The 25782-nt window shown below is 65.0% G+C and carries 21 protein-coding genes; 1 reads left to right on the top strand and 20 read right to left on the bottom strand.

Annotated elements, in window-relative coordinates; all coding sequences use genetic code 11:
* Positions 1-98: 98 nt before the first annotated feature.
* The 15 genes from QN397_RS09035 to QN397_RS08965 form a co-directional block, all read right to left on the bottom strand.
* Positions 99-1235 carry an ABC transporter substrate-binding protein gene (locus tag QN397_RS09035; RefSeq protein ID WP_416352154.1) on the bottom strand — a complete coding sequence of 379 codons (1137 nt, stop codon included), beginning with the start codon at positions 1233-1235 and terminating at the stop codon, positions 99-101.
* A gap of 120 nt (positions 1236-1355) precedes the next feature.
* A complete protein-coding gene (locus QN397_RS09030; protein ID WP_323500732.1) occupies positions 1356-2105 on the bottom strand; it encodes an ABC transporter ATP-binding protein in 750 nt (249 codons plus the stop codon).
* Entirely contained in the window at positions 2102-3925 is a 1824-nt protein-coding gene (locus tag QN397_RS09025) for a branched-chain amino acid ABC transporter ATP-binding protein/permease (protein WP_323500731.1), read from the bottom strand. Before QN397_RS09025 ends, QN397_RS09030 begins: the two co-directional genes overlap by 4 nt.
* On the bottom strand, positions 3922-4962 hold the full coding sequence (locus tag QN397_RS09020; protein ID WP_323500730.1) for a branched-chain amino acid ABC transporter permease: 1041 nt from the start codon (positions 4960-4962) through the stop codon (positions 3922-3924). The genes QN397_RS09025 and QN397_RS09020 overlap by 4 nt, the downstream gene beginning before the upstream one ends.
* Positions 4963-4999: 37 nt before the next feature.
* Positions 5000-6169, bottom strand: coding sequence for an ABC transporter substrate-binding protein (locus QN397_RS09015; RefSeq protein ID WP_323500729.1), 1170 nt, complete (start codon positions 6167-6169; stop codon positions 5000-5002).
* A 110-nt stretch (positions 6170-6279) separates the two neighbouring features.
* Positions 6280-7014, bottom strand: coding sequence for an SDR family NAD(P)-dependent oxidoreductase (locus QN397_RS09010; protein WP_323500728.1), 735 nt, complete (start codon positions 7012-7014; stop codon positions 6280-6282).
* Positions 7011-7823, bottom strand: coding sequence for a cyclase family protein (locus tag QN397_RS09005; protein ID WP_323500727.1), 813 nt, complete (start codon positions 7821-7823; stop codon positions 7011-7013). Before QN397_RS09005 ends, QN397_RS09010 begins: the two co-directional genes overlap by 4 nt.
* 19 nt (positions 7824-7842) lie before the next feature.
* Complete coding sequence (locus QN397_RS09000) at positions 7843-9123, bottom strand: SDR family NAD(P)-dependent oxidoreductase (protein ID WP_323496027.1); 1281 nt, start codon at positions 9121-9123, stop codon at positions 7843-7845.
* On the bottom strand, positions 9120-10310 hold the full coding sequence (locus QN397_RS08995) for a thiolase family protein (protein ID WP_323496028.1): 1191 nt from the start codon (positions 10308-10310) through the stop codon (positions 9120-9122). The genes QN397_RS09000 and QN397_RS08995 overlap by 4 nt, the downstream gene beginning before the upstream one ends.
* A 193-nt stretch (positions 10311-10503) precedes the next feature.
* The gene (locus tag QN397_RS08990; RefSeq protein ID WP_323500726.1) at positions 10504-12126 is read right to left on the bottom strand and encodes an AMP-binding protein; all 1623 of its coding nucleotides are present in this window, start codon (positions 12124-12126) and stop codon (positions 10504-10506) included.
* Between the two features lie 21 nt (positions 12127-12147).
* Entirely contained in the window at positions 12148-12639 is a 492-nt protein-coding gene (locus tag QN397_RS08985) for an aromatic-ring-hydroxylating dioxygenase subunit beta (RefSeq protein WP_323500725.1), read from the bottom strand.
* A complete protein-coding gene (locus QN397_RS08980; protein WP_323500724.1) occupies positions 12639-13973 on the bottom strand; it encodes an aromatic ring-hydroxylating dioxygenase subunit alpha in 1335 nt (444 codons plus the stop codon). The genes QN397_RS08985 and QN397_RS08980 overlap by 1 nt, the downstream gene beginning before the upstream one ends.
* Before the next feature lie 16 nt (positions 13974-13989).
* Positions 13990-14991: a PDR/VanB family oxidoreductase gene (locus QN397_RS08975; protein ID WP_323500723.1), complete on the bottom strand. Its 1002-nt coding sequence runs from the start codon at positions 14989-14991 to the stop codon at positions 13990-13992.
* A gap of 11 nt (positions 14992-15002) precedes the next feature.
* Entirely contained in the window at positions 15003-16502 is a 1500-nt protein-coding gene (locus tag QN397_RS08970; protein ID WP_323500722.1) for an indolepyruvate oxidoreductase subunit beta family protein, read from the bottom strand.
* A 3-nt stretch (positions 16503-16505) separates the two neighbouring features.
* Positions 16506-18698: an indolepyruvate ferredoxin oxidoreductase subunit alpha gene (locus QN397_RS08965; protein ID WP_323500721.1), complete on the bottom strand. Its 2193-nt coding sequence runs from the start codon at positions 18696-18698 to the stop codon at positions 16506-16508.
* Between the two features lie 148 nt (positions 18699-18846).
* Here QN397_RS08965 and QN397_RS08960 point away from each other — a divergent pair, with 148 nt between their 5' ends.
* Positions 18847-19332: a MarR family transcriptional regulator gene (locus QN397_RS08960; protein ID WP_323500720.1), complete on the top strand. Its 486-nt coding sequence runs from the start codon at positions 18847-18849 to the stop codon at positions 19330-19332.
* Positions 19333-19351: 19 nt separating this feature from the next.
* On the opposite strand, the gene QN397_RS08955 is transcribed toward QN397_RS08960, so the two are convergent.
* From QN397_RS08955 to QN397_RS08935, 5 genes are all read right to left on the bottom strand, one after another.
* Positions 19352-20230: a zinc-binding alcohol dehydrogenase family protein gene (locus QN397_RS08955; RefSeq protein WP_323500719.1), complete on the bottom strand. Its 879-nt coding sequence runs from the start codon at positions 20228-20230 to the stop codon at positions 19352-19354.
* Positions 20227-21255: a 3-hydroxybutyryl-CoA dehydrogenase gene (locus tag QN397_RS08950; protein ID WP_323500718.1), complete on the bottom strand. Its 1029-nt coding sequence runs from the start codon at positions 21253-21255 to the stop codon at positions 20227-20229. Before QN397_RS08950 ends, QN397_RS08955 begins: the two co-directional genes overlap by 4 nt.
* Positions 21245-22318 carry an NAD/NADP octopine/nopaline dehydrogenase family protein gene (locus tag QN397_RS08945; RefSeq protein ID WP_323500717.1) on the bottom strand — a complete coding sequence of 358 codons (1074 nt, stop codon included), beginning with the start codon at positions 22316-22318 and terminating at the stop codon, positions 21245-21247. The genes QN397_RS08950 and QN397_RS08945 overlap by 11 nt, the downstream gene beginning before the upstream one ends.
* A gap of 95 nt (positions 22319-22413) precedes the next feature.
* A complete protein-coding gene (locus tag QN397_RS08940) occupies positions 22414-23094 on the bottom strand; it encodes a Fe2+-dependent dioxygenase (protein WP_323500716.1) in 681 nt (226 codons plus the stop codon).
* Between the two features lie 100 nt (positions 23095-23194).
* The gene (locus tag QN397_RS08935) at positions 23195-25522 is read right to left on the bottom strand and encodes a catecholate siderophore receptor Fiu (protein ID WP_323500715.1); all 2328 of its coding nucleotides are present in this window, start codon (positions 25520-25522) and stop codon (positions 23195-23197) included.
* Positions 25523-25782: the final 260 nt, after the last annotated feature.

Raw genomic sequence — 25782 nt, 5'->3', positions numbered from 1 at the left:
TGGCTCGTGCCGAGGCCACCGATACGGGCGCTGCGCGATCCCACCCCGTGCGCCACAGACGCACCACCAAACAACGAGAACGAGCGCCGGTCTTCATCTCAAGGAGCCAGCTTCCACTGACCCTTTTGCATCTTCACCATGACCACGCCACGCTTGTCGGAGCCGTAACGGTCGTCCGGCTTGAAGTTGTAGACGCCGTGCGTGCCGACCAGCTCCTTCGTGCTCATGATCGCGTCGCGCAATGCCGTGCGGTAAGCCGGTGTGCCCGGCTCGCCCTTGGTGCGCTTGGCTGCATCGCCGAGCAGCAGGTACGAGTCGTAGGTGTACGACGAAAAGGCGTCGTTGGGTGGCGCGCCGTTGACCTTTTGGTAGGCGGCGCGGAAGTTCATCGACACGGCACGAATCGGGTTGTCGGCGGCGATCTGGTCGGCCACCAGCACGGGGCCGCTCGGCACTTGCAGACCTTCTATGGAGGCGCCACCCACCCGCACGAAGTCGGCGTTGATGAGGCCGTGGGTGCCGTAGAGCTGACCTTTATAGCCGCGCTCTGCGAGTGCCAGGTACGGCAGCGCGCCGGGGGTGCCGGAGTTGCCGGCGAACACCGCGTCGGGGCGCAGCGCGGTGATCTTGAGGATCTGGCCGGTGACCGATGCGTCGGCGCGCGCATAGCGTTCGTTGGCGACGATCTTGATGCCGGCGGCGTCGGTGCTCGTCTTCAGCGAGTCGTAGGCCAGGTCACCGAGCGCGTCGGAAAAACCGATGTATGCAACCGTTTTCACGCCTGCCTTCTGCATGCGCTCGACCACCGCCGAGACCATCAGCGGGAAAGATTGCGACACCGTCACGGTCCAGGTGTCGGCGCCACCGGCGATCGTGACCGGGGTCGGCGAGATCAGCGGCACGTTGAGTTCTTTCGCGACCGCGGCGATGGCCATGGCACCGGGCACGCCGGAAGTGCCGATGAGCACGTCGACCTTGTCTTCGACCACCAGCTTGCGCGCATTGCGGCCGGCCGTCGTCGGGTCCGATGCATCGTCGAGCACGATGAGCTCGACCTTGTGGCCGGCCAGCATCGGACTTTCGGCGATGGCAGCGCGGATGCCTTTTTCATACGGGATGCCGAGTGCGGACACCGGGCCGGAGAGCGAACTGATGAAGCCGATCTTGAGGTCGGCGGCCATCGCGGCGGCCGAGAGTCCCATGGCGATGCCGAGTGCGACGGCAGTGCGGGTCATGCTTTTGAACGGTGTCATGGGTGCCCTTTCAGATGAATATGAAGTTCGAAACATTGAGGTGTCAACAATATCGGCGTGTCTTGGCGTCGAATTCGAAGCATGGATGTCAGTACGGCGCTTTCATCGGGAAAGCTGGTCCTGGTGCTTGCCGGCGAGGCCAAGGTAGGCCTCGACGACACGCGGGTCTTGCGCCAGTTCGGCGGCCGGGCCGTGCATGCTGATGGCGCCGGTTTCCAGCACATAGGCGTAGTCGGCGACCTGCAGCGCGGCACGTGCGTTCTGCTCCACCAACAGGATCGAGACACCGCGCCCACGCAGCGCCGCGATGATGCGAAAAATCTCGCGCACGATCAGCGGCGCGAGGCCGAGGCTGGGCTCGTCCAGCATCAGCAGTCGTGGTTTGGCCATGAGGGCGCGGCCGATCGCGAGCATCTGGCGCTCGCCGCCCGACAGCGTGCCGGCCAGCTGCTCTCGCCGCTCCTGCAGGCGCGGGAACAGACCGTAGATTTCCGTCAGCGTTTCCGCACTGTCGCGCAGGCCACGGCGATGCCGGTCGAAAGCGCCCAGCGCGAGGTTGTCCTGCACGCTCATGCCGGCGAAGAGCTCGCGCTTTTCAGGCACCAGCGTCATGCCGGCGCGCACCATCTGCTCGACCTGCGGAGAGTGGTGCACGGTGCCGTCGAGCACGATCTCGCCGCGCGACGGCAGCACGCCCATCACGGCAGAAAGCAGCGTGGTCTTACCGGCGCCGTTGGGGCCGATCACCGTCACGATGCGGCCGGTGCCGACCTCGATGTTGGCTTTGACCAGTGCATCGACCTTGCCGTAAGAGACGGTCAGGTCGCGCACTTGGAGCACGTTGGCTGTCATGCTTCGACCCCGCCCAGGTAAGCCTCGAGCACCGCCGGATTCTTCTGCACCTCGTCGGGCAAGCCCTCTGCGATCTTCTGGCCGAAGTCCATCACCACCACGCGATCGACCAAGCCCATCACGAAGTCCATGTCGTGCTCGACCAGCAGGATCGCCATGCCCTCCCCGCGCAGCTTGCGCAGCAAGTCGCCCAGCGCTTCCTTCTCGCGATGGCGCAGGCCGGCGGCGGGCTCGTCGAGCAACAGCAGGCTCGGGTCGCTGGCGAGTGCGCGGGCAATCTCCAGCGTGCGCTGCTGGCCCAAGGCGAGCGAACCTGCCTCGTCGAACATGTGGTCCTTCAAGCCGACACGCTCGACTTGGTGCGCAGCCTCGGCCATCAGGCGCGCCTCTTCGATCCGGTCGAGCCGCCACGCTGCCGCCAGCACGCCGCGCTTGCCGCGCAGGTGGGCGCCGATGGCCACGTTTTCCAGCACGCTCATCTCGGTCATCAACCGCACATGCTGAAAGCTGCGGCTCAGGCCCAGCTTGGCGATGGCACGCGAGCCGCGGCCGGCGATCGACTGTCCGCGAAACATGACCTGGCCCGACGTCGGCGTGTCCACGCCCGACAGCTGGTTGAACATCGTGCTCTTGCCCGCGCCGTTGGGGCCGATGAGCGCGAGGATTTCGCCGGCATGCACCGTGAGGTCCATGGCGTCGTTGGCAATGAGTCCGCCGAAGCGACGCGTGACCGCCCTGGCCTGGAGCACGACCTCGCCACGGGGTGGCATCGGCCGGCGCGGTAGCGGCTCGGCTGTCAGCGACACGCTGCGTATGCGCCCGGCTTTCGACTTGGGCAGCAGCTTCGTCATGCAGCGTGTGACCAGGCCCCAGAGTCCCGATCGCGAACGCTGCAGCAGCAGGATCAGCAGCGCGCCGAAGACGATCATCTCGAAGTTGCCGCTGCGGCCCAGCAGGCTCGGCAAGATGTCCTGCAGCCATTGCTTCGACACGATGATGACGCCAGCTCCGAGGAACGCGCCCCACACCTGGCCGGCACCACCCACCACCGCCATGAACAGGTAGTCGATGCCGTACTGCAGGCTGAATGGCGACGGATTGACGAAGCGTTGCAGGTGCGCATACAGCCAGCCCGACGCACAAGCTTGCAGCGCGGCGATGACGAAGATCACCATGCGCGAGCGCGCCGTGTTCACGCCCATCGCCTCGGCCATCACCACTCCCCCCTTGAGCGCACGGATGGCGCGGCCCTGGCGCGAGTCGAGCAGGTTCTGCGTGGTCAACGCCGCCACCAGCACGAAGGCCCAGATGAGGTAGTACATCTGGTTGGCGCTTTCCAGCTTGACCCCGAACAGCGAGATCGGCGGGATGCCCGGCAGGCCGGTTTGTCCGCCCAGTCGATCGAAGGTGCCGAACAGGTAGTAGAGGCTCAGGCCCCATGCGATGGTGCCGAGCGGCAGGTAGTGGCCCGACAGCCGCAGTGTGAGCGCGCCCAGCACCAGCGCGACCGCCAGCGTCAGCAACAGGCCGGCGACCAGCGCGATCCACGGCGAGTGCTGGGCCCAGGTGAACGTCTCCGGCACCGGGATCACGCCGGTCGATAGCGCAGCCGTCGTGTAGGCGCCAATACCGACGAACGCGGCCTGCCCGAAGCTGGTGAGGCCGCCGACGCCGGTCAGAAGCATGAGACCCAACGCGACCAACCCGTAGAGGCCGATGTAGTTGAGCAGCGTGACATAGAACGGCGGCACCACCAGCGGCGCGACGACGAGCAGCAGCACGAAGATGCCGAGTCCGATGAATGAGCTTTTAGCGCTCATTCCTCGTCCTCCACGTGCTTGCTGGTGAGCGACAGCCACAGCAGCACCGGGATGATCAGCGTGAAGACGATGATCTCCTTGTAGGTGCTGGCATAGAAGGCCGAGAAAGCTTCGATCAGCCCGACGACCACCGCACCGATGGCCGCGATCGGATAGCTCACGAGCCCACCGATGATCGAGCCGATAAATCCCTTCAGGCTGATGATGAAACCCGAGTCGTAGTAGATGGTGGTCATCGGCGCGATGAGCACGCCCGACATCGCGCCGATCAGCACGGCCAGGGAAAAAGTGGCCTTGCCGGCGAACACCGGCGAGATGCCCATGAGCCGCGCGCCCATGCGGTTCATCGCCGCGGCGCGCAGCGCCTTGCCATACAAGGTGCGGCCGAACATCAGGTAGAGCGCGCCGATCAGCAACAGCGCGACCGCGATCACGCACAGCGTCTGCGCCTTGATGCGAACGCCACCGACCTCGATGATCGCGTCGACCAGCGGCGTGGTGCTCGCACCGCCAGGCCCGAAGACCAGCAGGCCGACGCCCACCATCGACACATGCAGCGCGATCGACACGATCAGCAGCACCAGTGCCGGCGCATCGGCGATCGGCTGGAACACCAGCCGATACAGCAGCGGACCGAGCGGCACCAGCAAGGCCAGGGTCAACGCAATCTGCAGCGGCATCGCCATCGTGGCGAGCGGAAGCTTGTAGACCGCCAGCAGCATCAGCAACGGATAGAGCAGCTTGCCCGCGAACATCCAGCGCAGCGGCACGGCGCGCTCGCTGCGCATCAGCAGCAGCGCCACGTCGACCGCGGCCGAAGCCGCGAACAGCAGCGTCACCAGCCACGCCACCGCGCTGGGCTGGCCAGCCTGGATGGCCGCCATGGTCAATGCGCCGTAGGCGACGAACTCGCCTTGCGGAATCAGAAGCACGCGCGTCACGGTAAAGACCAGCACGATCGACAAGGCCAGCAGCGCATAGATGGCGCCGTTGGTGATGCCGTCCTGGCCCAGGAGAACTGCAATCTGGAGATTCATGCGGTGACGCGCTTTGCTCTTTCTTCGCCTGCGCTGCTTACTTCAGCAGCTTCCAGTTGCCATCCTTGACAGTGATCAGCTCGCGGCCGCGATCGTCGAAGCCGCTGTGATCGGCCGCCGTCATCGTGTACACGCCCTGCGTCGCGACCAGCTCCTTGGTCTGCTCCAGCGCGTCGCGCAGTGCCGCACGGAACTCCTTGGTGCCGGGCTTGGCCTTTTGCGCAGCGATGGGTATCGCCTTTTGCAGCAGCAGGCCGGCGTCGTAGACGTTGGCGCCAAAGGTGGCGGGCTTGCTGCCATTGAGCTTTTCGTAGGCCGCGATGTAGTCGATGGCCATCTTCTTGGACGGGTTGCTGTCGGCGATCTCGGGCAGCACCAGCATCAGGCTGGCGGCCAGGATCGTGCCTTCGACCTTCTTGCCGCCGAGGCGCAAGAAGTCGGGCAGCGCAGCGCCGTGCGTCTGGAAGATCTGGCCCTTGTAGCCCTGGTCGAATAGCGTGGTCTGCGGCAACACCGTCGGGCCGCCGGCGGCGGCGATCAGCACCGCATCCGGGGCAGCGGCGAGCACCTTCAGGCTCTGCGCGGTGACGGAGGTGTCGGTGCGCAGGAAGCGTTCGGTCGCGACGATCTTGATGTCGTTCTTGGCAGCGAGTTCGCCCATCACCTTGACCCAGTTCTCGCCGTACGGGTCGTTGAGCGCGATGACGCCGAGGGTCTTGATTTTCATCTTGACCATCTGGCCGACCAGCGCCTTGGCGATGATGTCGTCGTTCTGCGTGGTCTTGAAGACCCACCTCTTGGCATCGGTCATCGGCAACACGACCGCCGCCGTACCGACCGGCGCCAGCATCGGCACGCCGGCGTCGGCGATGAACTGGATCACGCCCATCGCGTTGGGCGAACCGCTCGGGCCGATGAGCGCGTCGATGTTCGACTCGCTGATGAGCTTCTTGATCTCGGTCACCGAATTGGTGGAGTCGCTGGCGTCGTCGCGCGAGATGTACTCGACGGTGAGGTCACCGATCTTGGTTGGCAGCAGCGGCACCGTGTTCTTTTGCGAAATACCGACCAGCGCGGTCGGTCCGGTCGAAGATGTCACGACGCCGATCTTCACCTGCGCCAGCACGGGCGCCGCGAACGTTGCGATGGCCGCGAAGAGGGCGAGCGCCGTCAGGGACTTGTGTGACTTGAGAGGTTTGCTGGGCATGGAAAAGAACTCCAGGTTGAGAAGAAACTGAACAGAGCAAGAAACGGTGCAACGCGCGTTGCTCGAAAGAAAAGTCGAAGTCGAAGGCACGGTAAATGTCTCTGTAGACATCACAAGGCAAGGCTGCCGACACTGGTGCCGCCGCAAACGTACAGCACCTGGCCGGTGACGAATCCATTGGCCGGGTCGACGAAGAAACTCACGGCCCGCGCGACGTCGGCCGACTCGCCCAACCGCTTGACAGGCACCGACGCGGCCAGTGCGCGCTCCTTGTCGCTGCCTTCTTCCACCACGTCGTAGAACATGTCGGTGCGAATCGGGCCCGGCGCCACCACGTTCACCGTGATGCCGTCGGCCGCGAGTTCGAGCGCCCAAGTGCGCGCCATGCCCAGCATGCCGGCCTTGGTCGCCGAATACGCAGTGCGGGTCGCGAGGCCGACCGCGGCGCGCGACGACATCAGGACGACGCGGCCGAAGTGCTGTTCACGCATGCGCGGCAATGCGGCCTGCAGCAGTTGAATCGCACAGCCGAGGTGCAGTTCGGTCAGCGCATCGAGATCGACCAGCTTGACGTCGGCGAGCAACGCAGGGCGAATCACACCGGCGTTGTGGACCACCGTATCGACTTCGAAGCGGCGCACGAGTTCGGCCGCGGCCTCGGCGGTTGCAGCCCTGTCGCCCAAGTCGACCTCGATGCTGTGCATGCGCGGATGGTCGATGCTCGCCTTGCGGCGCGACAACGACACCACCTCGTAGCTCTTGCCCAGCAGGTCTTCGCAGATCGCCTGGCCGATGCCGGCGCTGCCGCCGGTGACTGCGGCGACCTTGCGCGGCGCTGCGCTCACGAGCCAACCCCAATCAAGGCAAGCACGCGCAACGGACTGCCGCTGCCCTTCTCGATCTTGAGCGGCGGACAGATCAGCACCGCGCCGGCCGGCGGCAACAGGTCGAGGTTGCAAAGGCACTGCAGACCGTAGCGCCCGGCTCCGTGCATGTAGTAGTGACACGGGTACGGTGGACGCAAGTGGTAGCCCTGCCCGGCATCGGTGCCGATGGCTTCCGAGCCGAAGCCCAGCACGTCGCGCTGCTCCACGAGGAAGCGCACGGCTTCGGTGCTCGGGCCGGGTGTGTGCTGGCCGGTTTCGTCGAAGTTCTGGTAGGCCTCGGGGTCGGCCCGCTTGGACCAGTCGGTGCGCATCAGCACCCACGCGCCCTTTGGAATGCGGCCGTGTGCGGCTTCGTAGCGCTCGATGTCGGCGACGCTCAACAGGTAGTCGTCGTTCGACTGCACGTCGGTCGAGCAGTCGATCACGCAGGCGGGTGCAACGAAGTTCTGCACCGGAATCGTGTCGACCGAGTTGTTGGGCAGGTCGCGCCCGGAGATCCAGTGGATCGGTGCATCGAAGTGCGTGCCGGTGTGCTCGCCGCAAGAAAAGTTGTTCCAGTACCAGGCCGGGCCGCGCTCGTCGTACTTGGACACTTCCTCGATGCGAAAGGGCCAGCACTGGCCCATTTCGGGCGGCAGCGCGATCTGCGGAAACTCGGGTGTGAGCGTCTGCGTGAGGTCGATCACGCGGATGCGGCCGGTGCTCATCGCGCTCACCAGGCCGCCGAGGATTTCGGCGGCGGACATCAGTTCGGTCGTGCTTGTCATGTTGGCTCTGCTCCTGCTTTCAGCTGCCGCCCGCGGCCAGCTCGCGCTCGAGGATCTTGGGGTTGTCGCGCCAGCGTTCGAGCCACTCTTGCGCGACGTCGCCGGGGTAAATGTCTTCCACACCATCGCGCAGCGCTTTCACGATGGCGTTGGCCAGCGTGTCGGGGGCCAGCTTGGGTGCGGGCATCTGCTGGTTCCAGTCGTCGTCGATCGGACCGGGGAACACGTTGATCACGCGAATGCCGGCCGGCCGCATTTCGGCGCGCAGGCACTGCGACAGAGACAGGGCCGCCGCCTTCGAAGCGCTGAAGGTGCCGTGCGGCGGAAAGTTGCTGAGCGCATAGACCGACAGCAGGTTGACCCACGCGGTCGCACCGGTCTGCCCGTCGGCCGCGCGCCCCTTGAGCGCCGGGCCGAACTCCTGCGCCAGCCGCAGCAGGCCGAAGTAGTTGATGTCCATCTCGGCCTTGGCCGCGTCGGTACCGCGGCGTGCACCGATGCCGAAGGCGCGATGCACCTCGGCGTTATTGATCACGATGTCGACCTTGCCGCCGATCTCTGCGGCCAGCTCGGTCACGGCACGGCCGTTGGTCAGGTCGAGCGGCACCAGCGTGACTTGCGGCAGCGCGGAGATGTCGTCCAGCCCGCCCAGCTTCTTCCACGGCTCGGCATGACCGACCCAGACGACGTCGGCACCGGCCTTGACCAGCGCGCGCACCAGCGCCTGGCCGACTTCGGTCTTGCCGTCGGTCACCAGCACCTTGCGGAATTTGGGGTCGCTGGTCATTTCTCGCAGCATCTTGTCGTCGGCCATATGAGCACTTCCTTCGTTCGGAAAACCAATGAGCACGGCCTGCCCCGCGCGGTCGAGTCGGGCGCCCACGCGCACGCGGGTCGAGGCTTTGTCCCTGTCGCCGCTCTCGCCAACTTCTGCGACTTCACCGTGCAGGTGAACCATCAGCGTCGGACCGGCATCGAGATGCACCAGGCCCAGCCGCCAGGGCAGCCGCTCGCGGAAGTACAGGTCGTTGCTGTGGTGCAGCGTGGTGGTGGCGAGCAGCGCGCCTTCCCCGCTTTGTTCGCGCCAGCGCAGGCTGACCGACAGGCACTTGTGGCAGACCTCGCGCGGCGGGTATTGCACCGTGCCGCAGTCGTCGCAGACCTGCAGTTCGAACCGGCCCTCTGCGGCAGCGGCCGTGATGCCGAGCGCGACGCGGCCGCGTGCCCACGGCGGCAGGTTCATCTGCCGAGTGCGTAGCACCGGGTTCTTGCGCGGCGGGTGGATGAAGGGCATCGTCATGAGCGGCCTTCCCCACGCCCGAGGATCACGGCACCGGTGCACAGGCACCGGTCGTAGGTGACCATGCCGAAACCCGCCACCAGGCCCCACTGCGCATCGGACACGGCGCGGTCGCCCGCGTCGCCGGTGAGCTGGCGAATCGCCTCTGTCATGCCGAGAAACCCGCCCGCCGCACCGGCCTGGCCAGCCGACAGTTGCCCGCCGCTGGTGTTGTTGGGAAAGCTGCCGTCGTGCGTCATCGTGTTCGCGCGCGTGAAGGCAGGGCCCTCGCCCTTCTCGCAAAACCCGAGGTCCTCGAACTGCATCATCACGATCACCGGGTAGTCGTCGTAGGTCTGCACGAAGTCGATGTCCGATGGTTTCACCGCGGCCTGCGCATAGAGATCGTCGCGGTCCATGCGCCAGCCGCCGCGCACCATGATCGGATCGTCGGCATACGCGTTGTGACGCTCGATGGCGCCGTGCACCAGCGCGTGCGGCAGGCCGAGGTCGCGTGCCCGCTCCTCGCTCATGACGAGGAATGCTTCGCCGCCGGCACAGGGCATGACGCAGTCGAACAGATGGATCGGGTCGGAGATCGGGCGCGCCGCCATGTAAGCCTCGAGCGTGAGCGGCTTCTTGAACATCGCATGCGGATTCTTCAGCGCGTTGGTTCGCTGGTCGACGGCGATGCGGCCGAAGTCTTCGCGCGTGGCGCCGAAGGTGCGCATGTAGTTGGCGGTGATGAAGGCGAACACCGAGTTGGGGCCGCCCGCGCCATACGGATAGGTCGCGTCGCGCGAGAAGTTGCTGAAGGCGCCGAGGGTCTGGCGGAAGGAATCGACATGGTTGGTGTCGCCGGCCACGCAGGCCACGATGTCGGCATCGCCGGACTGCACGGCTCGGGCGGCGCGACGCAGGCACATCACGCCGGATGCGCCGCCTGTTGGCACGTGGTCGAGCCAACGCGGCGAGAGGCCGAGGTGCTGGGTGAGGCCGACAGCGGTGTCCGGCGCCAATGAAAAACTGCTGACGCAGAAACCGTCGATCTGTTGTTTCTTGATGCCACTGGACTGGACCAATGCATCGACTGCGCGGCCCAGGAACCAGTGGGCGGTGCGGGTGGAGTAGCGCTCGTAGGGGACCGTGACGGGGACGGCCACGGCTACGCCTTCGTAGGACTGACGGCGTTTTTTTGTTATTGCCATTTCAGTGGGTCCGGGCTCGGGTGCGTTCGTTGGCTCGTGCCGAGGCCACTGGGTAGTCCCCTCCGCTCATGTCCCCCGGCTTCGCCTCCTCCTTTACTTCGCTGCGGGGACCACCCAGCGCCCTCGGCACGGGTGAGGCTGTGTAGTGCCGCCTCAGTACAACGACGCAGCGAATAAACGAATGCATGTTCATTCAGCCCTGCCGCTTCTTCATCGAACGTGTATCGATGCAGTTCGCTTGAGACGGCAAGGTCAGAGCCAAAGCCCGCAGTTCCCCCCGCTGAATCTTCTGTGACGGCGTGAGTGGCAAGGCGTCGATGAAGGCGATGTAGCCCGGTGCCTTGTAGTACGCGAGTTGGGCCAAGGCATGGTCGACGATGCTCTCGGCAATCTGTTGTTTGGCGGTCTGGTCGGCGTCTTGTCGCAACACGATGCAGGCGAGCACTTCGTCTCCGCGTACGGCGTCGGGGGTCGCTGCGACGGCGGAGGATTTGACGGCGGGGTGCTGGTTGAGCACGCTCTCGACCTCGGCGGCCGAGATGTTCTCGCCGCTGCGACGGATCACGTTCTTCTTGCGGTCGACGAAGAAGAAGTTGCCTTCTGCATCGCGCCGAACCAGGTCGCCGGTGTGGAACCAGCCGCCGGCCCAGGCTTCGTTGGTGGCTTTCTCGTCTTTGAGGTAGCCGGAGAAGAAGGCGCGGTGCGGATCGGCGCCGGACGAGCGGACAAGCAGTTCGCCTGGGGTGCCGACCGCGGCGTCGTTGTCCTGCTCGTCCACGAGCTTGATTTCGACGAACGACTCTTGTCGGCCGAAGCAGCTTTCGCCGACGAGTCGCGGCTCGCGGTGGGCCATGATGCAGGCGGCGACGCCGGTCTCGGTCATGGCCCATGCCTCGACCAGCGGGAAGCCGAAGCGCACTTCGAACGGTGCGTGGTTCTTGCGGTCGACACCGGCGCCGAAACCCCAACGGATCGCGTGGTCACGGTCGGCGGGCGATGGCGGCGCCGACAGCAGCATCGCGGGCATCACGCCGAGGTAATGGACGATGGTTGCACCACTCTCGCATGCGCTTTGAAGCCAGCTTTTTGGATGGAAGCGGTCGAGTTGCACCAGGCAACCGCCTGCGACCAGCACCACCATCGTGGAGCAGGCCATCGCGTTCATGTGCGTCAGCGGCAGCGGCGTCATCACGCGTTCGGTGTCGCGGCGCACGCTGCAGACACCGTCGAGCGCGGCGTACCACTCGCCCGCATTCACGAAGTAGGCGTTGCTCAGGATGCAGCCCTTGGGGCGACCGGTGGTGCCCGAGGTGTAGAGCAGCGCGCACTCGGTGTCGGCGCCGATCGGCTCGGCAGCACGCGGTGCGGCGGTTTTGGCGGTGGGCATCGCGTCGTCGGCGCCCATCGTCTCGAAGGCCACGTCGGCCAGTGAGGCGGCGGCCTGCAGGTCTGCGGCACGTTCGGGCAGCGTCACGGCGAGGCCGATCTCGCTGTGGCCGATCAGGTAGCTCAGCTCGGCCGAGCGCATGTCGGCGTTGATGGGCACCACGCTCGCACCCAAGGCATTGAGCGCGAACCAATGGAACAGGAAGGCCGGTCGGTTCTCTAGCAGCAAGCCGATGCGATGACCGTGGCCGTAGCCGGCTGCGGCATAGGCCGTACGCAGACGCTCGACTTCTGCGGCGGCTTTGCCCCATGTGATCGGACCGGCCTCGATGCCATAGGCCTCTGCTGTGACCGACTCGGTGAACAGGAACGCCGCACCGGGCGTGCGTGCCGCCGTCGCCGAAAAGACATCGTGAACCGTGCTAGTCATAGCTTGCTCGTCACACCGTACTCATATGAAGAGCTGCACCGCCGGCAATGCCGCGTCGCAGTTGAGCAGGTTGACGCGCTTCTGCGTGATGCGCAAGGCGCCTTCGTGCACGGTCAGATGATGAAAGAAGGTGCCCACGTAGAACTGAAGCTCGTCGCCCTGCGACTCGGTGTAATGGAACTCGGTGCGCACCACGAAGCGGCCCGCATCTGCGTCGAATTGCTCGATCACTGGCACTTGGAGCAAGTGGTGGCAGCGGCTGCGCGGCTGTTGCGAGAACGCGCGCGGGCTCTTGAGGCGCTCGATCCTCAAGTCGCGCAACAGCTTGTCTTCGTACATGTGCGAGGTGTGGTTGATGCCGTCTTCCTGGTCGGGCACCAGCGGCACCCAGTAGAAGGCGTCGTCGGTGAAGAGCGCGTTCCACTCTTCGTAGCGACGCGTGTCGAGCAGATGCGCTTCGTTCACGACGAAGTCGATCAGGTCCTGGCGAGTGATTTCAGTCTCGTTGGCCATTACATGGTCTCCGTCATACGTTCTACCCAGCTTCTGTACTGGTTGCGCATCGGCAATTCACTCGTGCCACCCGTGGTGATCTCGCCGCCCTTCAACTCCGACGCGTCGTAGCCGCGATGCAGGCTGACCCACTCGTTGCCACTGGCATGCAGGCCGGCTTGCATCCCGCGATAGGCCTGAAGGTCGTCGTGCCCGACGACGGAAAACGGCGAGTTGATGAGGCGGTTGTACATCGTCGTACGCTGCAGCAGTTCGGGCGGCGCACCTTTGAGGCGAAAGGTCCAACTTTCCACCAGCGTCTTGTCGACGGCGATCGGCTTGATCACCCGTATCGACTGGATCGCGCCCTTGATCGTGAGGTTCGGGTAGTACACGGTGTTGTGCCGTGCCATGCCGAGGATCTGCGCCGTCTTTTCTGCGCCGTAGCGCGCCTTCATCGCATCGTCGTACTCGGAAATCGCCGCGTACTTGCTGTGGATGCTGAAGTGCACGCCCGTAAAGCTGTGGCCGTTGTCGTAGGTGCGGATACCCATGTCGTCGAAGAACTTGTAGTCCGACATGAAGGGCACGAATTGCTCGACGGCCATGGGCTTGGGCGCGTCGGCAGGCTGGTCGGCCCACATGCGCTTGGCGGTGCCGGCCGAAGACTCGTGCGCGACCATCGGATGCATCGTGTCGTTGAGGTTCTCGACGAACATTTTCCAGTTGCACTGGTGCATGAAGCGCAGGCACCCGCCCGCTATTTCCAGCTCACCTTCGGGCGAGCGGTCGGCCATGTTGTCGATGGAACTCAGCGAGTCGCCGAAGTATTCGTCGAAGTCCGGCCCGGCATCGTTGATCTTCACGAAGATGAAGCCGCGATGCGTGCGCACATGCTTCAGCGTGGTGAGGCCCCTGGCCGATTCGCACTCATGCAGGGCCGTATTTTCATAACCGGCCTTCAGTGGGATGGCGAGCAAGGCGCCGTCTGTCTTGAAGGTCCAGGCGTGGTACGGGCAGCGGAAGAACTTGCCGGTGTTGCCGCACGGCGCGCTCACCAGTCGCGAGCCTTTGTGGGCGCAGCGGTTCATCATGGCGCGCACGCTGCCATCGGTATGGCGCACGACGATCAACGGCCGGCCGGCGATTTCGTTGGTGATCCAGTCGCCCGACTTGAGCAACTGGCTCTCGTGGCCCACGTAGTTCCAGGTGTTGGCGAAAAAGTGCTCCTGCTCCAGTTCGAACAATTCCTGGCTGGTGTAGAGGTCGCGATGCACCTGGTCGTTGCGCACCAGCGCGCGGATGGCGTCGGGGTTGTCGCGGTACGAGGTCGCGTGTCGTGTTGAAGTCTGCATGGCTCGCATCACTCCTTCAAAGATCGATCACCAGGCGCGCACCCTTGGCGCGCGAGATGCACATCTGCATGACATCTCCCTGCGCCTTCTCGCGGGCGGTCAGCACGTAGTCGCGATGGTCGATTTCCCCTTCGATCACCTGCACGACGCACACGCCGCATTCGCCGCGCTTGCAGTCGAACATCGGATCGCAGCCGTTGTCGATCAGGCAGTCGAGCAGTGTCTGGTCGGCCGCGACGGTGAAGCGCTGGCCCGATTGCGCGAGTTCCACTTCGAAGGGTTGATCCCCCTCCTCCATCACGGTTTCGGTGAAGAGCTCGAAATGCACGCGGTCGTGTTCCCAGCCGCGCGCCTGCGTATGGGCGAGCACGGCGTCGAGCATTACCTTGGGGCCGCAAACGTAGAGACGATCGCCGGTCGACACGTCGTTCAGCAGCGCCTCGATGTCCAGCGGCGTACCGGCTTCGGCGTCGGCATGCACATGCAGGTCGTCGCCCAGAAGCGCTTGCAGCTCAGGCAGGAAGGCCATGTGGTCGCGGCTGCGGCCGGCGTAGTGCATTCGAACTTCTGCGCCCTCGGCCCGGCGGCGCGCGGCCATGGTCGCGAGCGGTGTCACACCGATGCCGCCGGCCACCAGCACCGAACCGCCCGGACCGGTGTGCAGCGGAAAGTCATTCTTCGGTGCTTCGATGGCGAGCGTGTCGCCCTGTTTCAGTCGCTCGTGCATGAAGCGCGAGCCGCCGCGGCCATCGGCCTCCTTGCGTACGGCGATCACGTACTCCGCCGGGGCCACGGTAGCGTTGCGCTCGGTCGCGAAGTTGATCAACGAATAGTGGCGCCAGTCGGTCTTGCCGTCGGGCAACGACACCTGCACGCGGATGTGTGCGCCGGCAGCGAAGCCGGGCAATGCCCTGCCGTCGTCGCGCCGCAAACGCAGCAGCCGGATCAGCGGATTGAGTTCTCGCGCTTCGGCAACGCGAAGCTCGAGCGTGGCGGTGGGTACTGCCGAAGTGGTCATGTGGTGTCTCTTCAGCCTAGCGCATGCCGCATCAGCGCCGCCTGCAGCTTGTGGCCATGTTCGTCTGCGAGCGCCGCATCGCGCAGCTCGCGCAAGGTCGCAGGCGCCAGCATCGCACCCGCACGCTCGACCGAGCGCATCAAGGTGTCGTAGTTGCGGACGCCGCGTTCATGCGTGTCGCTGTAGCCCTTGACCAGTCGCTGGCACTGGGCGATTTCGACAGCGAGTTCCAGATTCCGCTGCGCAGTAGTGGCAATGCGTTGCAGCCATTCTTCGATGCGCCGGTTTTCCTCGGCGTAGCGCATGGTCGAGCGGCGCCAGCGCTTCATGCCGGCCACGGTGCGCAGCATCAGGTAGCCGTGCAGCGAGCTGGTCTGGATCACTCGGCCATGCTGCGTGAAGCGCTCGACCAACTTCTTCGGCATCGTGGAGGCCATGAGCCAGCGACCGAGGCCGCCGGGCAGCGTCTCGCAGATTTCCTGCATGCGCGGATGCATGTACTCGTTGATCGTCATTACCTGGTCTACATGCACGCGCACCTCGCCACGCACCCGATCGAAACGCGTCGCGCGGGTCTTCAACGCGGCGACACGGGCGGTGTCTTCGTAAGACATCCACAGCGCCAAATGGCGAGCGGTCTCGCGCAGCAGCCGTTGCCCGGCGCTTGCGGGCAGCGCAGCGATGGATGCCATCCGGTCGAGGTACAAGCCGGCGTAGTTCAAGTCCTGGTAGTCGATGGAGCGGCGCACCCCTTCGAGCAGGAGGTCGTGCGCCGCCGCGGGGAAGTCGCGCTGCACGCGTTCGACCAGTGCACGCACGGCCGGATGCCGCGGCTGCGGGACGGGCGTGGGAACGACGGCCTCAACAGGCGCTTCGCCATCGTCGCCCGCCTGCGCACGGGTAAAAGCAGCGCCAAAGGCCTTGAGACTCGGCTTCACGCCGACGCCGCCGCGCTCGATGGTCGATTCGAACTGCGCGCGACTGAAGGGAAGCACGCCCGACCCCGCCAGTGCGCCGAAGAGCACGGCACTGATGACGCTGCCCGACGCTTCTGCCGCCTGGGCCATGTCGAACCGGATGAAGCGCATCGCGGCCTTTGCCGTGTGCGCCAACAACTGTGCACTGTCGACCCGGCCATCACCGAGCGCGCTCTTTTCGGCGATGGAATAGACGCGGTGCGTGGATGCGATGAGCGTGGTGCGGTCGTTGGTGACGAGGCCGCGCTGCACCGCGCGCCCGGCTTCCATCAATTCCGACGCCAGCACCACGTCGACATCGCCGGGCAGCGGCATCAGCGCCAGCACCGGTCGGCCGCCGTCCGCTTCAGCCTGTGCGGTCGGGTAGAGCTCGACGTAGTAGATGGTCGCGCCGGTGCGCTGCGCCACGCCCGGCACCGAGGTCGTCTGCGCGACGTAGCCGTTGGCCTCGCCCATGTCGACGATCCAGTCGGCCAGCACGCCGCCGCCTTCGCCGCCCATGGCCAATATCGCGATCTTTATTGGTTGAGTCATCGCTTAGAACGCATACGCTTCACGGCGCTTGGCTTCACCGCGTTGCAGCAAGCCGATCACACCGGCACGCACGCGTTCGCGCATGCGGTCCCAGCGGTTCGGGTTGCTGATCACTTGTGCCTTGTAGAACGATGGGCACAGCACGGCGGCATGCGACACCTCGCCGCACACGCCGCAGCCCACGCAGGTTTCGAGCACGGTCGCGACCGGGTCGGTGCGCAACGGATCGGGATTCGGCTTGATCGACAGCGACGGGCAGCCCGACAGGCGAATGCACGAATGGTCGCCGGTGCAGGTGTCCGAATCCACGCCGAACTTGTCGCGCACCATGCGCTTGCCATCGGCTATCGCCTTGCGCACCAGCGGCTTTTCGCGGCGCTGCTTGTTGAGCATGCACTCCGACTGCGCGATCAAGACCTTCGGGCCTTTCGTCGTGGTGGTGAGCGCATCTTTGAGTGCATCGCGCATGCCGGCGACGTCGTAGGTGCGGCGCAGCGTCTTGACCCACTCGACGCCGACGCCGCGCACCGCACGCTCGATCTCATGGCCGGTGCTGCGCGTCTTGTTGACGGCGTGCGACGAGAGGATGTCCTGCCCGCCCGTCGCAGAGGTGTAGTTGTTGTCGACGATGACGGTCAGGTTGTCGCTCTTGTTGAAGACCGCGTTCGCGATGCCGCTCGTCAGCCCGTTGTGCCAGAAACCGCCGTCGCCCATCATCGAAATGGCGCGCTTGCCGGCTGGTGCATTCAGCGCCGACGCGCCTGCGCCTCCCAGGCCGTAGCCCATCGTGGTGTTGCCGATGTTGAAGGGCGGCAGGATCGAGAAGAGATGGCAGCCGATGTCCGCGCTGACATGGTGCGCGCCGAGTTCGCGCTCGACCAGCTTCATCGCGCTGAAGATCGGGCGCTCGGGGCAGCCGGTGCAAAAGCCCGGTGGCCGCGCATGCACCACGTCGCCCAGCGCGCTGGATGGCAACGCCGGCTCGGGGGCGTTGTCGACGCCGATCTCCGCGACTTCCATCAACGGAATGATCTTGCGCGCCTGGACTGGTGCCAGCAATGGCGCCAGCCGTTCGTAGCGTTCGCAGAAACTGCGCGCGCCTTTCAGCAATTCGGAAGAGGTGTATTCGCCCGCCACCGGCAACATGTCCTTGCCGTGCAGCGCCGTGGTCGAGCCAGCCTGGCGCAGGATGGTCGCGAGGTTCTGCTCGACGAAGTTGGGCTGGCCCTCCTCCACGATCAGCACCGCGCGCTTGCCTTCGCAAAAGCGGATGACCTCGCTCTCGATCACCGGATAGGCCACGTTCATCACGTAGAGCGGCACCCGAGTGTTGCCATAGACATCGGCCAGGCCGAGTCGTTCGAGCGCGCGGAGCAGCGTGTTGTAGCTGCCACCCTGCACGATGATGCCGATGTCGTCGGCGTCTTCCGAGAAGAACTCGTTGAGCTCGCGCTCTTCGATGAAGCGGACCGCGGCGGGCCAACGCTCCTTGATCTTTTCCTGCTCGTGCAGGAAGCTCGCGGGCGGCAATACGATGCGGCTGACGTCGCGCTGCGGATTCTCCAGCGCGTCTTTCAGCGTGAACTTGGCGCGCTTGTTGTCGCCCGCGATGAAGTGGCCGTGCACATGGCAGGCACGGATGCGCAACTGCAGCATCACCGGCGTGTTGCTGGCTTCTGAAAGGTCGAAGCCCTGCTTCACCGCGTCGACGATGCTCGGCAGGTTGGGTCGCGGATCGAGCAGCCATATCTGCGACTTCATGGCAAAGGCGTGGCTACGCTCCTGCATGATCGACGAGCCTTCGCCGTAGTCCTCGCCCACGATGATCAAAGCCCCGCCGGTGACGCCACCGGAAGCGAGATTGGCCAGCGCATCGGAGGCCACGTTGGTGCCCACGGTGGCCTTGAAAGTGACCGCGCCGCGCAGCGGGTAGTTGACCGATGCAGCCAGCGTGGCGGCTGCCGTGGCCTCGCTCGCGCTGTTCTCGAAGCGGATGCCGTGTTCGGTCAGGATGTCCTGCGCATCGGCGAGCACGTCCATCAGGTGCGAGATCGGCGCGCCCTGGTAGCCGGCCACATAAGAAACCCCGGATTCGAGCAACGCCTTGGTGACGGCCAGAATGCCTTCACCGCGGAACACGTCTCCGCCGGAAAGCCTCAGCTTCTTGACTTCTTCGACGAATGAACGCTCAGCCATCGTGGTGCTTTCTTCTTGTCGGTCGTGGGAGGATGCGTTTCGCTTGCCACATCACACTTTCTATAATGTTGACAAATGAATGTATCCACAATCATGAATAACCCTGTGCACGCAAGCAGCATGCCTACGGTGACTGTGGGTCGCTCTCATGGCTAAGGCGGTCGAGCACACCACCGGACCGCATCGCTTCGTCGACGACTATTTGCCGGCATTGCTCGCGCAGGCCACCCAGCTCATTTCGTCGGAGTTCCACGAAGTGGCGCGGCAGCAGGGATTTTCCATTTCCGAGTGGCGTGTGATGGCATCGCTCGCGGGCAGCGAACCGATCAGCATCGGCCAACTCGCGCAAGTGACCGTGACCAAGCAGCCGACGGTGACGCGTCTGCTGGACCGGATGGAATCGCGCGGACAGGTCGAGCGGCTGCCCCATGAAAGTGATCGCCGCATCACCCTGGTGCGCATCACGAAGAAGGGCCTGAAGGCGGTCGAGCACCTGATGGAACTGGCACGCGATCACGAGCGGCGCGTGCTCCAACCCTTCGGCCTGCGGCGTGCCGAAGAACTGAAGCACACCTTGCGGCAGATGATCGACCAGCACGTGCATGTGCCGGTCAAGCCGACCGAAGAAGACTAGCGACCGAGGTCAGGGACTGCTAGGCAACGAGCACCGCGCGGCCACGATGGCCGCGCTGCGCAATCCAGTCGAGCGCCAATGCTGCATCGGCCAATGCGAAGGGCTGCACCTCGAGCTGCAGACGGCCATCGGCCAGGCGTGCCAACAGCTCCGGCACCATGACACGCCCAGCCGCTTCGCGCCGGAACATGTTGAGCGGCAACAGCGCTACATCGCGCTGCAGGAAGTGCGCGATGTCGAGCGCCAGCGTCGGGCCCGCGGTGTAGCCGATCAGCACCGCGCGGCCACCGGGGCGCACGCAGGGCAAGACCGACGACAGCACACTCCCGCCGACGGTGTCGACCAGCAGGTCCGCGCTAGCGGGCGGAGGCGAATCGGCAAGCGGATCGACCGCCGTTGCGTCGCAGCCGGCATCGCGTGCCAGTTGCATGACGAGCGAGCCCACCGCGCCGCTCGCGCCGGTCACCAGCACCTGCTCGCCAGGCTGCAGCTTCGCGACTTCGTGCAGCGCGACCCATGCCGAGGTGGTCGGTGAAAAGAAAGCCGAGCCGAGCGCCATCGTTATCGCATCGGGCAAGAGGCCCAGCGCTTCGTCGGGGGCGTCGATCTGCTCGCACCAGGTGCCGTCGAACAGCGTGCCCAGGCCGCTGCCGCGCAACCACACACGCTGCCCCGCCGCGTAACGCTCGCTCGCGACGACGATGCCGGCGGCCTCCACGCCCGGCGTGTACGGGAACGGCGGATGCCGCAGAAAGCTGCCGCGCCACACGGTGCGGTCGATGTGGCCCACAGTGGCCGCCTGCATGCGCACGATGCTGCGGCCTAGTCGTGGCACAGGATCGGCTACGTCTTCCAGCACCGGCACTACGTCGAAGCCGTGGATGCGAATGGCCTTCATGAGCGCGTCTCTTCGGCCGCCGCGCGCCAGAGTCCGGCGTGCCGCAACTCGCCGAGCGTGCGAGCCAGCACGTCGCGCCGGTAGGCGGTGACATCGCGGCCCTGATAGTCGTAGAAGCCGCTGCCGGTCTTCAGGCCGAGCCGCCCTTCCTCGACCATGCGATCGACGATGGCCGGCGCGGTGTAGCGCTCCTTGCTCAGCGATGCCGACATCTCGCGGCTCGCGTGATGCAGGATGTCGCAGCCGCCGAAGTCGATGAACTCGACCACGCCGATCGCGGCGAAGCGCAGGCCCAGGCCATAGCGCGTCGCCTTGTCGATCTCTTCGGCGGTGGCGGCGCCCTCCTCGATCATGCGGGCTGCCTCGTTCATCACCAGCGCCTGCAACCGCGGCACGATGTAGCCCGGCGATGCGCCGCACACGACGGGCAGCTTGCCGATCTCTTCCATCAACGCCTTGGTGCGCGCCAGCACCGCGGCGTCGGTGCCCGGATGGCAACTGAGTTCGACGACCGGGATCACGTACGCCGGATTGAGCCAGTGCATGTTGAGGAAACGCTCGGGCAGTCGCACCAGCGCGGCGAGCTGCGTCACCAGGATGCTGCTGGTCGTCGAGGTCAGGATCGCGTCGTCGCGGCAATGACGGTTGAGCTGCTCGAAGGCCTCTCGCTTGGCCGCCATGGTTTCGGGCACGCCTTCGAAGACCAGTTCGGCGGCTGCCAATGCCCGAGGTGCGGCGGCTGCGTCCACGTAGTCCACGCGGGCGGCGATCGACTGGATTTGCGCTGCATCGATGACGCCGAGTTGCGCGAGTCCTGCGAGAGCCGCCTCGATCTCCGCACTCGCTTCATCGCGGAGGTGCCGCCAGGCTTCGTCGCTGCGCTGGCGCAGATCGATCAGGGAGATCCGGTGCCCTGCATAGGCGAACGCGATCGCGATGCCGCGCCCCATGCGACCGGCACCGACCGCGGCGAAGCGAGGCAGCGGTGTCGACGGTGTCGACGGGACAAGTGACTCATTCGCCATGGTGGAGCCTCTGCGCGAGTTCTGCCTTGCTCAACGCCGCCAGTCCCAGGCTCTCGAATGTGCGCGGACCTTGCCGCAAATCGCGGCCGAGAAAGCCGCCGACGATGGCCAGCAAGCCGTGCGCGATCGGCGCGTCCACGCCGGCATAGCGTGCGGCAGAGGCCAGGAAGGCGAGCCCGAGTTCAGTGTCTTCGGTGATGTACCGATGCGAGTGCAAGTCGATGTTCTCGCGCCAGTCGCCGGACTTCACCAGCTGCTTGTGCGCATCGCCATACATCCATCGATCGTTTTCGTAGTGGTCGGCCAGCGGATAGTGCGGCGCACCTTGGCTGAAGGCCTCGCGCACTGCGATGCGTTCGCGATCCAGTTGATCGGTCACGGCGCGCACTGCCGGCTGCGTCCCTTCGTTGTGGATGTCCCAGCGCTCGAAGTGCTGCAGCGGCGCGGCGTTCATCACCATCAGCGGCGGATGGATGACGGGGCCGGCGTTCATGAGCGCACCGGACAACGCATCGCCGCAGCCATGCACGGCGGGAAAGGCTTCGCGGATCACCTCTATCGCCTCGGCCGACTTGCGCGCCGGGTAGACACCGGTCGGCAGGCGTATGGCGCGGACGGTGACATTGACTTCACGCTCGCCGTGCTTGCGCGCGAGGTAAGGCAAGGTGCCGGTCTCGGCCCAGGCGACATCGGCCAGGTTGCCCGACTGCTTCACCAGCCTCGCCATCACGTAGCTGCCGAAGGTACCCGGCGGAAGGAAGACGACCTGCCCATCAACGAGATGCGGCGCCATGGCAAGCGCGATGTCGTATTGCGCGATGGCAGGCGTGGGAATGACGACGAGCCTGGCGCCGTCGAGGGCTGCGGCAATGTCGGCGGTCGCGAGCGCCAGCGGCACCTCACGCACGCCAGCCGCATCCTTCAGCGTGATCGCGCCGGCACGAATAACCGGATGGAGCGCGGCCGCGTCGCGACGCCACAGCCGCACTTCATGGCCCGCTTCAGAAAGGTCCGCTGCGGCGGCGTAGGCGCCATGACCTCCACCAAGAATTGCAATTTTCATGTTCGGAGTTCGAGAAAGCAGACATCGATGAAGTCAATACATTACTTTTCATTGATTCATGTGTCAACATTGCATCTTGAAGCCGAGCGACGTAGCTAGACCTCAGCCCAGAGCCTCAACAGGTTGTGATAGTGGCCCGTCAGCGCGACCGTTTCAGCCGACTCACCGAGTCGCGTCCGCAACGATTGAATGCTCTGATCCAGGCCAAAAAGCATCTCGCGTTGATGGTTGTCGCGCACCATGCTCTGCAGCCAGAAAAAAGAACAGACGCGCGCGCCGCGCGTCACGGGATGCACCTGATGCAGACTGCTCGACGGGTACAGCACGAGGTCGCCCGCAGGCAGCTTCACTTCATGCGTGCCGTAGTTGTCGAAGACTTCGAGTTCGCCACCGTCGTAGTCGTCCGGATGGCTCAGGAACAGCGTGCACGACAGGTCGGTGCGCAACTGCTCGCCCGTGCCAGGAATCGAGCGGACCGATCCATCGACATGCAGGCCGTAATGCTCGCCACTCTCATAGCGATTGAAGAGCGGTGGCACGAAACGAAGCGGCAGTGCGGCCGAATGAAACAGCGCGCTGCGCGACAGCGCCATCAGTACCGTCTTTGCGAGTTGGCGACCGACCACCGAATACTCTGGTAACTGGCGATTGCGCTTGACCCGGGCGCCCTGCTCGCCCACGGTTTCTCGACCGTCTCCCCAGTCCGCACCATCGAGGGCCGATCGAAGTTCGCAGACTTGATCGGACGTCAGCACATCGGGTACATGCAGCATCATGTTGAAGCAGCCTCACAAGAAAAAAGCCCCGACCGCAAGGCAGGGGCTGGAATGTCGCACCGCTGCCGGCGCGACACTCCGCAGTCGACAAGATCGTGGATCAGAAAGCGAAGTTCGCAGTCATGCGATAGGTGCGCGGCGCACCCGGCGTGTAGCGGTAACCGCTCTTGTTGATCGCAGCCACATAGTCTTTGTCGGCCAGGTTGTAGACGTTGAACTGCAGGTCGATATTCTTGTTGATGCGGTAAGAAGCCATCGCGTCGAACACCCAGTACGAGTCGATAAAGGCAGGCGTGCCCAGCGCGCCATCGGTGCCGCGCGAAAGCTTGCCGTTGAAGCGGGCACCAGCGCCGACTGTCAGCCCGAACGGAAGCTTGTAGGTCGTCCATGCGCTGAACGAATTCTTGGGCGTGTACGCCAGCACCGAGCCGCCGTCTGCGAGCACCGAGGGGCCGCTCAGGATCTTCGTGTCTTGCGTCGTGAAACCGGTGCTCACGCCCCAGTTGTCGGTGATCGCGCCGGCCGCGCCGAGCTCGATGCCCTGCACGCGCTTCTTGCCGGTCTGGTAGTAGAGGCCGCTGACGGCGTCTTGCACCACGTCGTTACTCACGTCGGTCCGGTAGATGGCCGCCGTCAAGGCCAGCTTCTTGTGGAGCACTTCCCACTTGGTGCCCAGCTCATAAGTCTTGGTTTTCTGCGGCAAGAAGTCGGTGCGGCTTGCGCTGTTGCCGGTCCCGCTGGCAGCCAGTGCGAAGTTGTTGCCGCCCGGTGGCTGCGCGCCGGTGCCGTAGGCCGCGTAGATGCTGCTGTTGTCGGTCGGCTTGTAGACGACGCCGAGCTTGCCGGTCCAGAGCTTGCCCGAGGTCGAGAACGCGCTCGGTGTGAGCACGCCGGTGGTGGCGTTCAGCGCATTCGCTGCATAGTCGGTCGCGTAGTGGTCCAAGCGCAGGCCGCCGGTCAGGCTCCAGCGTTCGCTCAACTTGGCCGTGTCGAACACGTAGGCGCCGACGGTGGTGGTCTTGCCTTCGGTGTTGGCGCCGTTCTGCAGTCGCAGGTAACCGAGCACGTTCGGGTTGGGGTTGTACAGGTTGGCGGCAGGCCAGGCACCGCTGGTGCGGATGCCGGGGTAGCCGAACACCGCCACGTTTTGTCCGTAGTAGCCGAGCGTGTCCTGCTCTTCGCGGATCAACTCGACGCCGGCGTTCAGCGTGTGGCCGACGCCTCCCGTGTCGAACTTGGCGCTGACGTTGGTCTGGTTGGTCAGGATGGTGTTCTCCTGATTCTTGTTCGTCGGATTGCTGCGAGCTACGGTCCAGCCCAGCGGGGCCGTGGCATTGGGCGTCAGCAGGTTCGCGGTGGTCGCCATGAACGACGTCAGCTGGTAGTCCTGCTCGGTCTTGCCGTAGCGGAAGGTGTTGCGCAAGGTGATGTCGGGCGTGAGGTCGTGCTCCACGCGGGCCGTGAACATGTTCTGCGTCACGTGGTCGAAGTCCGACGAGGTGCCGTAGAAATTGCTCGAATTAACCGGCTGAGCAGAGTTCAAGAAGGTCCGGCGACCGCGCACGGTGGTCGCGTCGGGCGTCGAGTAGCCAGGCAGGCCGATCGTGGACACGCCGCCGTCAGGCACATTGTTCTGCTGGATGTGGACCAGGTCGAAGTACAGGCGTGTCGGCGTGCCGAGGCCCAGTGCCAGCGACGGCGCGATGCCCGAGCGCTTGTTCTTCACGACATCGCGGCCTGACACGTCGGCGTCTTCGGTGAACGCATTGAGTCTGAAGGCGGCGCCTGCACCACCCGGGCTGCTCAGCGCCTTGTTCCAGTCGATTGTGCCGCGCTTGAAGCTGTCGCTGCCGAAGCCGACCGAGCCGAAGAAGCTGTCGGTCAGCGTCGGCTTCTTGGTGATCAGGTTGATGTAACCGGTGGGCGCAGTGCGTCCGGTGTCGCTGCCGGCCGGGCCTTTGACGACTTCGATCTGCTCGATATTGAAGGTGTCGCGCGAGACCGAGCCGATGTCGCGGATACCGTCGACGAAGATGCTGCTGGAAGTGTCGAAGCCGCGCAGGTAGATGGCGTCGCCGGTGCTCGTGTTGCCGTTTTCACCGAGGTAGAAGGCACCGGCACCGGGCGTGTTGCGCAGCGCTTCGGTCAGCGTCGTGGCGCCCTGCTCGCGCAGGATCTGCTCCTTCAGCACCTGGATGGTCTGTGGCGTGTCGACCAGCGGCGCGGTGAATTTGGGGTTGGCCGACGTGTCGGCCTTGTAGTCGCTGGCGGCCGCGGAGTCTCGCACGCGAATTTCCTGCAGCGTCGGGTTGCCTGCCGTTTGTGCGGCAGCCGGCAGGGCGAATGCCATCAGCGCAGCTGCAGCGACGCCAGTGAGTTGGGGTGACGGGCGCGCGACGGCGTGCTTGCGGCTCTTGATGTAGGCCATGAGGGGTTCTCCGGAAAGGCGGGAAATGAGAACTCGACTGGCGGGTCCCGGGCGAGCAGCCCGCAAGGGCGCTGGAGGGATTGGCTGGATGAGCTGGCTCGCAGCACACGCCGCGAAACAGCGTTAATGATAATGACTCTCAGTTAGATCTTTGCATTTCCTTTACGGAACGTACGTAAACCGCTTTGCGTGTTGTAGTGGTGCGACAACTGTTTGGCGGCAGCATGGGTTCCTTTTTTCTGCCCGGTGAAGTTGGGCAG

Source organism: Variovorax sp. RTB1 (assembly GCF_035018765.1).
Classification (GTDB): Bacteria; Pseudomonadota; Gammaproteobacteria; order Burkholderiales; family Burkholderiaceae_C; genus Variovorax.
Note: the sequence above shows the minus strand (reverse complement) of the source record. Positions and strands in the feature narration are given on the sequence as shown.

Excerpts from the sequence above, each read along its gene's own strand:
- QN397_RS09035 (WP_416352154.1), bottom strand. The coding sequence starts at position 1,235 with ATGACCCGCACTGCCGTCGCACTCGGCATCGCCATGGGACTCTCGGCC.
- QN397_RS09030 (WP_323500732.1), bottom strand. The coding sequence starts at position 2,105 with ATGACAGCCAACGTGCTCCAAGTGCGCGACCTGACCGTCTCTTACGGC.
- QN397_RS09025 (WP_323500731.1), bottom strand. The coding sequence starts at position 3,925 with ATGAGCGCTAAAAGCTCATTCATCGGACTCGGCATCTTCGTGCTGCTG.
- QN397_RS09020 (WP_323500730.1), bottom strand. The coding sequence starts at position 4,962 with ATGAATCTCCAGATTGCAGTTCTCCTGGGCCAGGACGGCATCACCAAC.
- QN397_RS09015 (WP_323500729.1), bottom strand. The coding sequence starts at position 6,169 with ATGCCCAGCAAACCTCTCAAGTCACACAAGTCCCTGACGGCGCTCGCC.
- QN397_RS09005 (WP_323500727.1), bottom strand. The coding sequence starts at position 7,823 with ATGACAAGCACGACCGAACTGATGTCCGCCGCCGAAATCCTCGGCGGC.
- QN397_RS09000 (WP_323496027.1), bottom strand. The coding sequence starts at position 9,123 with ATGACGATGCCCTTCATCCACCCGCCGCGCAAGAACCCGGTGCTACGC.
- QN397_RS08995 (WP_323496028.1), bottom strand. The coding sequence starts at position 10,310 with ATGGCAATAACAAAAAAACGCCGTCAGTCCTACGAAGGCGTAGCCGTG.
- QN397_RS08990 (WP_323500726.1), bottom strand. The coding sequence starts at position 12,126 with ATGACTAGCACGGTTCACGATGTCTTTTCGGCGACGGCGGCACGCACG.
- QN397_RS08985 (WP_323500725.1), bottom strand. The coding sequence starts at position 12,639 with ATGGCCAACGAGACTGAAATCACTCGCCAGGACCTGATCGACTTCGTC.
- QN397_RS08980 (WP_323500724.1), bottom strand. The coding sequence starts at position 13,973 with ATGCAGACTTCAACACGACACGCGACCTCGTACCGCGACAACCCCGAC.
- QN397_RS08975 (WP_323500723.1), bottom strand. The coding sequence starts at position 14,991 with ATGACCACTTCGGCAGTACCCACCGCCACGCTCGAGCTTCGCGTTGCC.
- QN397_RS08970 (WP_323500722.1), bottom strand. The coding sequence starts at position 16,502 with ATGACTCAACCAATAAAGATCGCGATATTGGCCATGGGCGGCGAAGGC.
- QN397_RS08965 (WP_323500721.1), bottom strand. The coding sequence starts at position 18,698 with ATGGCTGAGCGTTCATTCGTCGAAGAAGTCAAGAAGCTGAGGCTTTCC.
- QN397_RS08960 (WP_323500720.1), top strand. The coding sequence starts at position 18,847 with ATGGCTAAGGCGGTCGAGCACACCACCGGACCGCATCGCTTCGTCGAC.
- QN397_RS08955 (WP_323500719.1), bottom strand. The coding sequence starts at position 20,230 with ATGAAGGCCATTCGCATCCACGGCTTCGACGTAGTGCCGGTGCTGGAA.
- QN397_RS08950 (WP_323500718.1), bottom strand. The coding sequence starts at position 21,255 with ATGGCGAATGAGTCACTTGTCCCGTCGACACCGTCGACACCGCTGCCT.
- QN397_RS08945 (WP_323500717.1), bottom strand. The coding sequence starts at position 22,318 with ATGAAAATTGCAATTCTTGGTGGAGGTCATGGCGCCTACGCCGCCGCA.
- QN397_RS08940 (WP_323500716.1), bottom strand. The coding sequence starts at position 23,094 with ATGATGCTGCATGTACCCGATGTGCTGACGTCCGATCAAGTCTGCGAA.
- QN397_RS08935 (WP_323500715.1), bottom strand. The coding sequence starts at position 25,522 with ATGGCCTACATCAAGAGCCGCAAGCACGCCGTCGCGCGCCCGTCACCC.